Origin of the sequence: Mycobacterium paraense (assembly GCF_002101815.1) — a bacterium.
Taxonomy (GTDB): Bacteria; Actinomycetota; Actinomycetes; order Mycobacteriales; family Mycobacteriaceae; genus Mycobacterium; species Mycobacterium paraense.
Genome location: NZ_LQPM01000013.1, coordinates 339,850 through 352,225, shown reverse-complemented (window position 1 = coordinate 352,225; position 12,376 = coordinate 339,850). Strand labels below are relative to the sequence as shown.

Below are 12,376 nucleotides of genomic sequence, written 5' to 3'. Positions count from 1 at the left end.
CGCTTACCGCGAACCGGGCCCCGGGGGGACATGGCGCGCGGGGGCGTCCATTAGCCTGCTGCTGACGCGTCTGCGAACTTCAACGCCAACGGGAAGGGGCCACCGTGGAGGTCAAGATCGGTATCACGGACAGTCCACGCGAGCTGGTCCTGTCCAGTACGCAGACGCAATCCGAGGTCGAAGAGCTCGTCGCGGCCGCGCTGCGCGACGACTCGGGTCTGCTCAGGCTGAACGACGAGCGGGGCCGCCGCTTCCTGGTTCAGAGCGCGAAGATCGCCTACGTCGAAATCGGGGTCGCCGACGCCCGCCGGGTGGGGTTCGGGATCGGGGCCGAATCGGCCGCCAAGCACGCCAGTAAGACCGCTAAGGGCGAGTAAGGGGCACGTGGGACAGCCCGCCCCAGGCGAACTGGACGGTGCCGTCGACGGCGTCCGCCTTCGAGATGGGGCGGTCCGAGTCCAGCCAGTACCTGGCGCAGTCGACGCTGATGCCCACCAGGCCGACCGCGATCATGCGGGCGCGGTGCGGATCCAGGCCGGAATCGGCGCTGATGAGGTCGAACACGGCGTCGATGCACGATTCGGTGGCCACCCGCACCTGCGCCGCCACCTCGGGCTCGGTGACGTAGTCGTTCTCGAAGATGAGCCGGTAACCCTGGCTGTCGTGCTCGATGAAGTCGAAGAACGCCTGCACCGCCGCGTGCAGCCGCCGCCGGTTGTCGGTGGTGGTGCGCAGGGCCAGTTGCACGCCCGAGACCAGGTTTTCGACGTGCCGCGCGAGCACCGCCAGGTATAGCTCCAGCTTGCTTGAAAAGTGTTGGTACAAAACGGGTTTGCTGACCCCCGCGCGGTCGGCGATCTCGTCCATGCCGGCGGCGTGGTAGCCGCGGTTGACGAAGACGTCGCTGGCCACGATCAGCAATTGCCCACGGCGCTCGTCGCGCGGCAGCCGGTTGCCGCGCCGGTTGGCGGGCAGCGCGCCGTCTCCCGGCCGACGGTCGGCCGGCTGCACGGCGCGCCGTGCCGCCTTGGCGAGATCGCTCATCGAGTCCTCATCTGATCGTTGGCAACTGACCGCCGGCCCGCCGGGGCCAGCCGCACGCGGCTAGTCGCAACGACATTACTACCCGTAACGCCTTTGTGATTGCCATCGCGGCCGTCGCCGCTGGCAGAAGCGGTGTCGTGGGACGGATTCGGGCGCGCCAAGAGGGGTCGCGGTGCAGGCTGTGCAATCCTGGGGAAATGACGTCCCAGCGGCCAGTGCGCGGCACCGGTCGAGCCCCGGTGCTGCGCGACGAGTGGCGCGAACCGCTGCGGGCCCTGCGCGATCCGATCGCCCGGGACGCCGGACGGACCCGGGCCGACCGCGACCGCCCGCGCCAGTGGCGCAAGCAGACGTGGCTGGGGCGCTTCGTCTCCACCTACGGCTGGCGTGCGTACGCGTTGCCCGCGCTGGTGGTGCTCACCGGGTTGGTGATCTATCAGACCGTCACCGGCACCAGCGCGCCGAAACCGACAGCGACGCAATCCATTCAGGGCACCCCGGACATCGGCGCCGTGGGCACGTCGATCATCGACGCACCGCCGCGCGGGCTGGCCGCATTCGACGCGAACCTGCCCGCCGGGACGCTGCCCGACGGCGGCCCGTTCACCGAGGCGGGCGACAAGACCTGGCACGTCGTGCCGGGCGGGACGCCGCAGATCGGCCAGGGCACGGCCAAGGTGTTCCGGTACACCGTCGAGGTCGAAAACGGCATCGACGCCACGATGTTCGGCGGCGACGAGGCCTTCGCGCAGATGGTCGACCAGACGCTGGGCAACCCCAAGGGCTGGACGCACAACCCGCAATTCGCCTTCGTGCGCATCGATAACGGCAAGCCCGACTTCCGCATCTCGCTCGTGTCGCCGGTCACGGTGCGCGGCGGGTGCGGCTACGAATTCCGCCTGGAGACGTCCTGCTACAACCCGGTTTACGGGCCCAACCGGGAGGCGCGGGTGTTCATCAACGAGGCGCGCTGGGTGCGCGGGGCCGTGCCGTTCGAGGGCGACGTCGGCTCGTATCGGCAGTACGTGATCAACCACGAGGTCGGCCACGCCATCGGATACGTCCGGCACGAGCCGTGCGAGCAGCAGGGCGGCCTGGCTCCGGTGATGATGCAGCAGACGTTCTCCACGTCGAACGACGACGCCGCCAAGTTCGACCCCGACGTCGTCAAGGCCGACGGCAAGACCTGCCGATTCAACCCCTGGCCGTACCCGATCGCCTGACTCGGCGCGATTGGATCCGCCGAGACTGCGCCCAGCGCGTCGGGCAGCGCGTCAATCGCGATCTGTACGCAGTCTCGGCGCCGCACCGCGGGAAGCCGGTCGTTTGCCGTTGCTTCGGGCAACTGTTGTGATGGATAGAGCTGAAGTTATCGAGGAGATGTTCGGTGTCGACATCGCAGACGCCACTGCCGCCGCTGGTCGAGCCCGCGGCCGAGCTGAGTCGCGATGAGGTGGCCCGCTACAGCCGCCACCTGATCATTCCCGACCTGGGTCTCGACGGCCAGAAGCGGCTGAAAAACGCCCGGGTGCTGGTGATCGGCGCCGGCGGTCTCGGCGCGCCGACGCTGCTGTACCTGGCCGCGGCCGGCGTCGGCACCCTCGGCATCGTCGACTTCGACGTGGTCGACGAGTCCAACCTGCAGCGCCAGGTCATCCACGGCACCGCCGACGTCGGGCGGCCCAAGGCCCGGTCCGCGCGCGACTCGATCGCGGCCATCAACCCCCTGGTCGACGTGCGACTGCACGAGTTCCGGCTGGCGCCGGACAACGCCGTCGAGCTGTTCGGCCAGTACGACCTGATCGTCGACGGCACCGACAACTTCGCCACCCGCTATCTGGTCAACGACGCCGCCGCGCTGGCCGGCAAGCCCTACGTGTGGGGCTCGATCTACCGATTCGAGGGCCAGGTGTCGGTGTTCTGGGAGCACGCCCCCGGCGGGCGGGGCCTGAACTACCGCGACCTCTACCCCGAGCCGCCGCCGCCCGGCACGGCGCCGTCCTGCGCCGAGGGCGGGGTGCTGGGCATCATCTGCGCCTCCGTCGGGTCGGTGATGTGCACCGAGGCGATCAAGCTGATCACCGGGATCGGGGAATCGCTGCTGGGCCGGCTGATGATCTACGACGCCCTGCACATGAGCTACCGCACCATCGAGATCCGCAAGGACCCGGCCACGCCGCCGATCACCGGGCTGATCGATTACGACGACTTCTGCGGCGTGGTGTCCGCGGAAGGCGCTGCCGCCGCCGCCGATTCCACCATCACCCCGCAGGAGCTGCGCGAGTGGCTGGATTCGGGCAAAAAGCTCGCCCTGATCGACGTGCGAGAGCAGGTCGAGTGGGACATCAACCACATCGAAGGCGCCCAGCTGATCCCGCTGTCGGTGCTCAGCTCCGGCGCGGGGCTGGCGCAGCTGCCCCACGACCGCAGGGCGGTGCTCTACTGCAAGACCGGCGTGCGCTCGGCGGAGGCGCTGGCCGCTTTGAAGAAGGCCGGTTTCTCCGACGCCGTCCATTTGCAGGGCGGCATCGTGGCGTGGGCGCAGCAGATGCAGCCCGACATGGTCATGTACTAACCCAACAGCTGTGCCTGTCTGGCGGCGACCCGCCGCGCCCGGCTTTGCCGCGCTCGCGATCGCCGCGGGTCAGCTCTTATAGGCTGACCCCCGTGACAGTCGAGCCACCGCCGGAGCATGTGCTGGCGGCGTTTGGTTTGACCGGCGTGAAGCCCGTCCCGTTGGGCGCCAGCTGGGAGGGCGGCTGGCGATGCGGCGAGGTCGTGCTGTCGATCGTGGCCGACCACGCCCGCGCGGCCTGGTCGGCCCGGGTGCGGGAGACGTTGTTCGTCGACGGCGTCCGGCTGGCCCGGCCGGTCCGCTCCACCGACGGGCGGTACGTGGTGTCCGGATGGCGGGCCGACACGTTCGTCGCCGGCACACCGGAGCCCAGGCATGACGAAGTCGTCTCGGCGGCGGTCCGCCTGCACGAGGCGACCGGCAAATTGGAGCGCCCCCGATTCCTGACCCAGGGGCCCACCGCGCCCTGGTCGGACGTCGACGTCTTCATCGCCGCCGACCGCGCCGCCTGGGAGGAGCGGCCGCTGGCGTCGGTGCCGCCGGGCGCGCGCACCGCGCCGCCTTCCGCGGACGCCGAGCGATCCGTCGAGCTGATCAATCAGCTCGCCACCCTGCGCAGGCCGACCAAGAGCCCCAACCAGCTGGTGCACGGGGACCTTTACGGCACAGTGCTTTTCATCGGCACCGCGGCGCCGGGGATCACCGACATCACGCCCTACTGGCGGCCGGCGTCGTGGGCCGCGGGCGTCGTCGTCGTCGACGCCCTGTCCTGGGGCGAGGCCGACGACGGGCTCATCGAACGGTGGAACGCGCTGCCGGAATGGCCCCAGATGCTGTTGCGGGCGTTGATGTTTCGCCTTGCGGTCCACGCGCTGCACCCGCGCTCGACCGCCGAGGCGTTTCCCGGCCTGGCCCGCACGGCGGCCCTGGTCCGGCTGGTGCTTTAGCGGCCGGCCGGAAACTCGTAGCGCACTTCGTCCAGCGCGATCCGGCCGTCGACGGCCAGCACCCCTTCGGCGCGCAGCAATTCCAGCTGCCGGGACGTCAGGTGGCGCGCGGGGCGCCCGGACGCGGTGATCACCCGGTGCCAGGGCAGGTCCGAGGAGTCGGTCCGCATGATCCACCCGACGATGCGCGGGCTGGAAAGCCCTGCGACGGAAGCGATGTCGCCGTAGGTGGCGACCCGGCCGGACGGTATGGCCGCGACCAGCGAACGCACCCGCTCGACCTGCTCGTCGGTCACCGGCGCCACGGTCAGCGGCCTTCCAGCAGCCCGCGGATCAGCTCGGCGGTTTCGGTGGGCTTGGCGTGGGGGACCATGTGGTTGCAGTCGAAATCCAGCAGCTCGAAATCGGGGCCGAGCCGTTGCTGCAGCGCCTCGATCAGTCGATCGCTCACGTATGGCGGCGAGGTCTGCTTGGCGCGCACCAGGATCGTGGCCGTCCCGGCCGGCGGCAGCACGACGTCGCGGGCCAGCTCGCTCCAGTACGACATCATCGCCGGCAGGCTGACCCGCCAGCCGTAGCGCCCGTTGGGCAGCTCGATCAGATGCTCGTCGATCTCGGACGCCAGCAGCGCCGGGTCGACGTCCGCCCAGGAGCCGGTCGCCTTTTCCAGGCGGGCTTCCTCGGGGTCGGGGTAGTCGGGGGAGGACAACATCGCCTCGGCGATCTGGGCCATCCAGCCGCCGTCCAGGCCGACCGCCGGATCGAGCAGCAGCAGCGCCGCCACCCGGTCCGGGCGGGCCGCGGCCAGGTGCAGCGCCAGGCCGCCGCCGAACGAGTGGCCGACCACCAGCACCGGTGCGTCGGCCTCGTCGTCGAGCAGCCGGGCCAGCGCCGCGACGTTCGCGTCGATCGTCCACGGCGCCGCCCACGACGACCTGCCGTGGCCGAGCAAATCCGGTGCGGCGATGGCGATCTCGGGCAGGCAGCCGGCCAGGTGCCGCCAGCGGCCCCCGTAACCTGTCAGCCCGTGAACGGCGAGCATCCGCACGGGGCCGCCCGGGCCGTAGCGGTGCACGTGCAGGTCGGCGCTCACCCGGCGGTGTCGTCCCATTCGTCGTCGGTGGGGACGATGAAGGCCTGCTCGATCACGTCGGCCTCGTTGGCCTCGCGATCGGCGGCGGCGCCCAGGTAGGCGGTGTCCAGGCCGGCATCCTCGTCCTCGGGGTCGAGAGCCTGGCGCTGTTCCGCCGCGTCCGCTTCGGGCACTAAGTCGTCGGGGCCGCGAAAATCGGAGCCCATCCAATTCCCTCCTTGCCTAGGGGGCGTTTCGGTTTCCCTTCAGTCCAGTATCCAGATGTTGTCAGACCCTCGTGATTGCATGCAGCCATGTCATTCACCTGGGACGACGAAGCCGGTGCCGTTCTCGCGCCCGGGCTGCGCGGGCGGATGCGTGTCCTGGGCGGACCGGGCACCGGCAAGAGCAGCCTGCTGGTCGACGCCGCGGTCGCCCGGATCGGCACGGGCATGGAGCCGGAATCGGTTCTGCTGCTGACCGGTTCCGGCCGGATCGGGGTGCGCGCCCGCAGCGCGTTGACGACGGCGCTGCTGGGGTCGCGGACCAGCGGCCCCTGCCGGGCCGCCGTGCGCGAGCCGCTGGTGCGGACCGTGCACGGCTACGCCTACGCGGTGTTGCGGCGGGCCGCCGAGCGTGCGGGTGACGCGCCCCCGCGGCTGGTCACCAGCGCCGAACAGGACGCGATCATCCGCGAACTGCTGGCCGGTGACCTCGCCGACGGTCCGCGCGCGGCCAGCGCGTGGCCGGCCCAGCTGCGGCCCGCGCTGGCCACCGCCGGTTTCGCCACCGAGCTGCGAAACCTGTTGGCGCGCTGTGCCGAACGCGGCGTCGACCCGCAGGAATTGGAGCGGCTGGGCCGGCGGTGCCGGCGTCCGGAATGGGTCGCCGCCGGCCAGTTCGCGCGGCAATGCGAGCAGGTGATGTTGCTGCGGGCGGCGGTCGGGACGGCGGCGCCGCAGGCGACCACCCCGGCGCTGGGTGCGGCCGAGCTGGTGGGCGCCGCGCTGGAGGCCTTCGCGGTCGATCCGGAATTGCTGGCGGCCGAACGCGCCCGCATCCGGCTCCTGCTGGTCGACGACGCGCAGCAGCTCGACCCGCAGGCGGCCGCCCTGGTCCGTGCGGTGGCCGCGGGCACGGAGGCGACCCTGGTCGCCGGTGACCCGAACCAGGCGGTGTTCGGCTTCCGCGGCGGCGAGGCGTCCGGTTTGCTCGCAGACGATTCGCCGTGGGTGACGCTGACGGTGTCGCATCGCTGCGCGCCGGCCGTGGCGCGCGCCGTCAGCGGCATCGCGGGCCGGCTGCCCGGCGGCAGCGCCGGCCGGCGCATCGACGGCACGGGGCCCGAGGACGGATCCGTCACGGCGCGCCTGGCCGGCTCGGCGCACGCGGAGGCGGCCATGATCGCCGACGCGTTGCGGCGCGCCCACCTGGTCGACGGGGTGCCGTGGTCTCAGATGGCCGTGATCGTCCGGTCGGTGCCACGGGCCGGCGCGCGGCTGCCGCGCGCGCTGGCCGCCGCCGGCGTCCCGGTGGCCGCGCCCCCGGCGAGCGGGCCGCTGTCCGCCGAGCCCGCGGTCCGGGCGCTGCTCACCGTGCTGGCCGCCGTCGCCGACGGGCTGGACGGCGAACGGGCCCTGGCGCTGCTGACCGGTCCCATCGGCCGCGTCGATCCGGTCTCGCTGCGCCAGCTGCGCCGAACCCTGCAGCGCGCCAATCCCGATCGCGCACCGGGCGATTTCCCCGGCCTGCTCGTCGAGGCCCTGCAGTCCGACGCGCCATGCCCCGGACCGCAGTCGCGCGCGCTGCGCCGCGTGCGCGCCGTGCTGGAGGCGGCCGCGCGCTGCGATCGCGACGGGCAAGACCCGCGCTACACCCTGTGGGCCGCCTGGCACCGGTCCGGTCTGCAGCGCCGCTGGCTGTCCGCCGGCGAGCGCGGCGGCCCCGCCGGCGCCCAGGCCATCAGGGACCTGGACGCGGTGACGGCCCTGTTCGAGATCACCGATCACTATGTGTCGCGCACGCCCGGCGCGTCGCTGCGCGGGCTCATCGAGCACGTCGCGGCGCTGCAGCTGCCCGGCGCCGGCGCCGAGCCGGCGTCGCAGGTCGAGCAGGTGCGGGTGCTCAGCGCGCACGCCGCACTGGGCCACGAATGGGACTTCGTGGTCATCGCCGGCCTGCAGGAGGGGTTGTGGCCCAACACCGTTCCGCGGGGGGGCGTGCTGAACACCCAGCGGCTGCTCGACGTGCTCGACGGCGTCGGCGGGGAGGCCTCGGTGCGCGCTCCGCTGCTGGCCGAGGAGCGCCGGCTGCTGGTGGCGGCGCTGGGCCGGGCCAGGCGGCGGGTGCTGGTGACGGCCGTCGACGCCGACACGGGCGGGGCCGACGGCGAGGCCGCGCTGCCGTCGGCGTTCTTTTCCGAGATTGCGCAGGGGGCCGACGCTGACGGCGATCCGCTGGTGGCACAACCGGTCTGCGCACCGCGGGTGTTGTCCACCGCCGCGCTCGTGGGCCGGCTGCGGGGCGTCGTGTGCGCGCCGGACGGCGCCGTCGGGGACGCCGACCGCCGTTGCGCCGCAAGGCAATTGGCCCGGCTGGCCAGGGCGGGGATCCCCGGCGCCGACCCGGCCGGCTGGCACGGCCTGCTGCCCGTCAGCAGCGGCGAACCGCTGCGGGCCGGCGCCGATCCCGTCACGCTGACGCCGTCGACCCTGCAGGCGCTCAACGACTGCCCGCTGCGCTGGCTGGCCGAACGCCACGGCGGCACCAACGCGCGGGATCTGCGCTCCACCCTCGGCTCGGTGCTGCACGCGCTGATCGCCGAACAGGGCAGAACGGAGTCCGAGTTGCTGGCCGAGCTGGACCGGGCCTGGGAGCATCTGCCCTTCGACGCGCAGTGGCATTCGGCCAACGAGCTGGCCCGCCACCGGGCCATGGTCCAGGCATTCCTCGAGTGGCGCGCCCAGACCCGGGGCGAACTCACCGAGGTCGGCGTCGAGGTCGAGGTCGACGGGACGCTGCGCGCCCCGCGCGACGACGGCGGCGAGATCCGGGTGCGCGGGCGGGTCGACCGGCTGGAACGCGACGCGGCCGGCCGGCTCGTCATCGTCGACATCAAGACCGGCAAGACGCCGGTGAGCAAGGACGACGCCCAACAGCACGCGCAGCTGGCGCTGTATCAGCTGGCGGTGGCCGAGGGCATGTTGGCGGGCGGCGACGAGCCCGGCGGCGCCCGGCTGGTGTACGTCGGCAAGGCGGGGGCCGCGGGGGCCACCGTGCGCGAACAGGATCCGCTGACGACGGCCGCCCGCGACGAATGGCGCGACCTCGTTCGGCTGGCCGCCGACGCGACGGCCGGGCCGCAGTTCGTCGCGCGGCGCAACGACGGCTGCGCGCACTGCCCGGTCCGCCCGTCCTGTCCCGCCCACACCGGGGGGCCGGCGCTGTGAGCCCGCGCTACACCCCCGACGAATTGGCCTGCGCGCTTGGGCTTTTCCCGCCGACCGACGAGCAGGCCGCCGTCATCTCCGCGCCGCCGGGGCCGCTGGTCGTCATCGCCGGCGCCGGCGCCGGCAAGACCGAGACGATGGCCGCGCGGGTGGTGTGGCTCGTCGCCAACGGCTACGCCGAACCCGGCCAGGTGCTGGGTTTGACGTTCACCCGCAAGGCGGCCGGCCAGCTGCTGCGCCGGGTGCGCTCCCGGCTGGCCCGGCTGGCCGGCATCGGTCTTGGCGCGGCCGCCGAGGCGGAGGGCGCCCCGGTGGTCAGCACCTACCACGCCTTCGCCGGTTCGCTGCTGCGCGACCACGGCCTGCTGTTGCCCGTCGAGCCGGACACCCGGCTGCTGGGCGAAACCGAGCTGTGGCAGCTCGCCTTCGACGTGGTCAACGGCTACCGCGGCGAGCTGCGCACCGACAAGACCCCAGCCGCGGTCACCTCGATGGTGCTGCGGCTGTGGGGCCAACTGGCCGAGCACCTGGTGGACACCGGCCAGCTGCGCGACACCCACCTCGAACTGGAGCGGCTGATCCACGCCCTGCCCGCGGGCCCCTACCAGCGCGACCGCGGACCCAGCCAATGGCTGCTGCGGCTGCTGGCCGCCCAGACCGAGCGCACCGAGCTGGTGCCGCTGCTGGATGCGCTGCACGAGCGCATGCGCGCGGTCAAGGCGATGGACTTCGGCATGCAGATGGCCTCGGCCGCGCAGCTGGCGGTGGCCTTCCCACAGGTCGGGGAGGAGCTGCGGAGCCGCTTCCGGGTGGTGCTGCTCGACGAGTATCAGGACACCGGGCACGCCCAGCGCATCGCGCTGTCGGCGCTGTTCGGCGGCGGGGTCGACGACGGGCTGGCGCTGACGGCCGTCGGGGACCCGATCCAGTCGATCTACGGCTGGCGCGGCGCCTCGGCGACCAACCTGCCGCGGTTCACCACCGACTTCCCCCGCGCCGACGGCACGCCCGCGCCGGTTTTGGAGCTGCGGACCAGCTGGCGCAACCCTCCGTCCACCCTGCGGGTGGCCAACGCCGTCTCGGCGGAGGCACGGCGGCGCTCGGTTGCGGTGCACGCGTTGCGTTCCCGGCCGGACGCGCCGCCCGGCACCGTGCGCTGCGCGCTGCTGGCCGACGTGGCCGCCGAGCGCGAGTGGATCGCCGACCAGCTGCAGGCGCGCTACGGGCGGGCGCATGCCGACGGCGTCAGCCCGCCGACCGCCGCGGTGCTGGTGCGCCGCAACGCCGACGCCGCGCCCATCGCCGACGCGCTGCGGGCGCGCGGAATCCCGGTCGAGGTGGTGGGGTTGGCGGGCCTGCTGGCCGTCCCGGAGATCGCCGACGTGGTGGCCATGCTGCGGGTGGTGGCCGACCCGATGGCCGGCGCGGCGGCGATGCGGGTGCTGACGGGCCCGCGCTGGCGCCTCGGCGGGCGGGACCTCGCCGCGCTGTGGCAGCGGGCGCTGACGCTGGCCGGAGGGCGCGCGGGCGCGACGCCGTCGCCCGAGGCGATCGCGCGGGCGGCCGGGCCCGACTCCGACGGCGCGTGCCTGGCCGAGGCGATCAGCGACCCCGGCCCCGCGGCCGCCTACTCGGCGGCGGGATATCGGCGCGTCACCGCGCTGGCCGCCGAACTCGCCGCTCTGCGCGCCCACCTCGGCCACTGCCTGCCCGACCTGGTCGCCGAGGTGCGCCGCGTGCTGGGCGTCGACTGCGAGGTCCGCGCGGCCGCGGCGGCGCAGCCGTGGACCGGGGCCGAACACCTCGACGCGTTCGCCGACGTCGTGGCCGCGTACGCCGAACGGACGGCCGACGCGTCGGTGGCCGGCCTGCTGGCCTACCTGGACGTCGCCGAGGACGTCGAGAACGGCCTGCCGCCCGCCGCGCCGCCGACCGTCGCGCGCGACCGGGTGCAGGTCCTCACCGTGCACTCGGCGAAGGGCCTGGAATGGCAGGTGGTCGCGGTCGCGCACCTGTCGGGCGGCATCTTCCCCTCGACCGCGTCGCGCAGCACCTGGCTCACCGACGCCGCCGAGTTGCCGCCGCTGCTGCGCGGCGATCGCGCCGCGGCGGGCTCGCTGGGCATCCCGGTGCTCGACACCTCCGACGTCACCAATCGAAAGCAGCTGTCCGACAAGATCTTCGAGCATCGACGCCAGCTCGAGCAGCGGCGCGTCGACGAGGAACGCCGGCTGCTGTACGTGGCCATCACCCGCGCCGAGGACACCCTGCTGGTCTCGGGCCACCAGTGGGGGTCCACCGGCGTCAAACCCCGGGGGCCGTCGGAATTCCTTTGCGAGCTCAAGGACGTCATCGACGGCTCGGCCGCCGGCGGGGACGCGTGCGGCGTCGTTGACGAGTGGGCGCCCACACCCGCCGACGGCGAGCGAAACCCCATGCGCGACAACGTCGTCGAGGCGATGTGGCCCGCCGACCCGTTGGACTCCCGCCGCGGCGATGTCGAGGCCGGCGCCGCGCTGGTGGCCCGGGCCATGTCCGCCGACCTCGGGGAGGCGGGCGCCGACGCCGAGGGCTGGGCCGCCGACGTCGACGCGTTGCTGGCCGAGCGGGCGCGCTCGGAGCGCCGGCCCATCCCCGCGCTGCCCAGCCAGGTGTCGGTCAGCGGGCTGGTCGACCTGGCGCGCGACCCGGCGGCCGCGGCGCAGCGGCTGGTGCACCGGCTGCCCACCCGCCCGGACCCGCATGCCTCGCTCGGCACCGCCTTCCACGCCTGGGTGCAGCGGTTCTACGGGGCCGACTCGCTGTTCGACCTCGGCGACCTGCCCGGCGCGGCGGACTCCGACGCCGGCGACAGCGAGGAATTGGCCGCGTTGCAGGCGACGTTCGCCGAGTCGCGGTGGGCGGCCCGCACGCCGGTGGCCGTCGAGGTGCCGTTCGACATGCCGATCGGCGACACCGTCGTGCGCGGGCGCATCGACGCCGTCTTCGCCGACCCCGACGGCGGCGCCACCGTCGTGGACTGGAAGACCGGCGAGCCGCCGCGCGGGGCGGAAGCGTTGCGTCAGGCCGCCGTCCAGCTCGCCGTCTACCGGCTGGCGTGGGCCGCGCTGTCCGGAGTTCCGGCCTCCGCGGTGCGCACCGCCTTCTATTACGTGCGCACCGGCGCCACGGTCACGCCCGATGAGCTGCCCGAACCCGCCGAACTTGCCGCGTTGCTCACCGAGCCCGGCGGCGGGGCCGCCGTGGCGGTGTGAGGTGGGCCGCTGGCGTCATGGGCGGCCCGCCAGCG

10 protein-coding genes are annotated in these 12,376 nt (G+C 73.4%); 6 read left to right on the top strand and 4 right to left on the bottom strand.

Going from position 1 to position 12,376, the window contains the following annotated elements; translation table 11 throughout:
* The first annotated feature begins 104 nt into the window (after window positions 1-104).
* The gene (locus tag AWB89_RS13700; RefSeq protein ID WP_085174284.1) at window positions 105-377 is read left to right on the top strand and encodes a DUF3107 domain-containing protein; all 273 of its coding nucleotides are present in this window, start codon (window positions 105-107) and stop codon (window positions 375-377) included.
* Here AWB89_RS13700 and AWB89_RS13695 read toward each other — a convergent pair.
* Window positions 364-1,044 (bottom strand): HTH-type transcriptional activator FasR, encoded by a 681-nt coding sequence (locus tag AWB89_RS13695; protein ID WP_085174282.1) that lies wholly within the window; start codon window positions 1,042-1,044, stop codon window positions 364-366. The two genes, AWB89_RS13700 and AWB89_RS13695, sit on opposite strands and share 14 nt — an antisense overlap.
* A gap of 197 nt (window positions 1,045-1,241) precedes the next feature.
* Here AWB89_RS13695 and AWB89_RS13690 point away from each other — a divergent pair, with 197 nt between their 5' ends.
* The 3 genes from AWB89_RS13690 to AWB89_RS13680 all read left to right on the top strand — a co-directional run bounded on the left by AWB89_RS13690 (window position 1,242) and on the right by AWB89_RS13680 (window position 4,566).
* Window positions 1,242-2,267 carry a DUF3152 domain-containing protein gene (locus tag AWB89_RS13690; protein WP_085174280.1) on the top strand — a complete coding sequence of 342 codons (1,026 nt, stop codon included), beginning with the start codon at window positions 1,242-1,244 and terminating at the stop codon, window positions 2,265-2,267.
* Window positions 2,268-2,431: 164 nt separating this feature from the next.
* Entirely contained in the window at window positions 2,432-3,619 is a 1,188-nt protein-coding gene (gene moeZ / locus AWB89_RS13685; RefSeq protein WP_372515303.1) for an adenylyltransferase/sulfurtransferase MoeZ, read from the top strand.
* Between the two features lie 92 nt (window positions 3,620-3,711).
* The gene (locus AWB89_RS13680; protein ID WP_085174278.1) at window positions 3,712-4,566 is read left to right on the top strand and encodes a TIGR02569 family protein; all 855 of its coding nucleotides are present in this window, start codon (window positions 3,712-3,714) and stop codon (window positions 4,564-4,566) included.
* On the opposite strand, the gene AWB89_RS13675 is transcribed toward AWB89_RS13680, so the two are convergent.
* From AWB89_RS13675 to AWB89_RS13665, 3 genes are read right to left on the bottom strand one after another with little or no spacing between them, the layout of a single operon-like run.
* Window positions 4,563-4,871, bottom strand: a complete 309-nt coding sequence (locus AWB89_RS13675; RefSeq protein ID WP_085103850.1) for an MGMT family protein — start codon at window positions 4,869-4,871, stop codon at window positions 4,563-4,565. The genes AWB89_RS13680 and AWB89_RS13675 overlap by 4 nt on opposite strands.
* Before the next feature lie 2 nt (window positions 4,872-4,873).
* Window positions 4,874-5,659, bottom strand: a complete 786-nt coding sequence (locus AWB89_RS13670; protein WP_085174275.1) for an alpha/beta fold hydrolase — start codon at window positions 5,657-5,659, stop codon at window positions 4,874-4,876.
* On the bottom strand, window positions 5,656-5,865 hold the full coding sequence (locus tag AWB89_RS13665) for a hypothetical protein (RefSeq protein WP_085174273.1): 210 nt from the start codon (window positions 5,863-5,865) through the stop codon (window positions 5,656-5,658). Before AWB89_RS13665 ends, AWB89_RS13670 begins: the two co-directional genes overlap by 4 nt.
* Window positions 5,866-5,952: 87 nt before the next feature.
* On the opposite strand from AWB89_RS13665, the gene AWB89_RS13660 reads away from it, so the two are divergent.
* On the top strand, window positions 5,953-9,087 hold the full coding sequence (locus tag AWB89_RS13660) for an ATP-dependent helicase (protein WP_085174271.1): 3,135 nt from the start codon (window positions 5,953-5,955) through the stop codon (window positions 9,085-9,087).
* A complete protein-coding gene (locus AWB89_RS13655) occupies window positions 9,054-12,341 on the top strand; it encodes an ATP-dependent helicase (RefSeq protein WP_276074593.1) in 3,288 nt (1,095 codons plus the stop codon). Before AWB89_RS13660 ends, AWB89_RS13655 begins: the two co-directional genes overlap by 34 nt.
* Window positions 12,342-12,376: the final 35 nt, after the last annotated feature.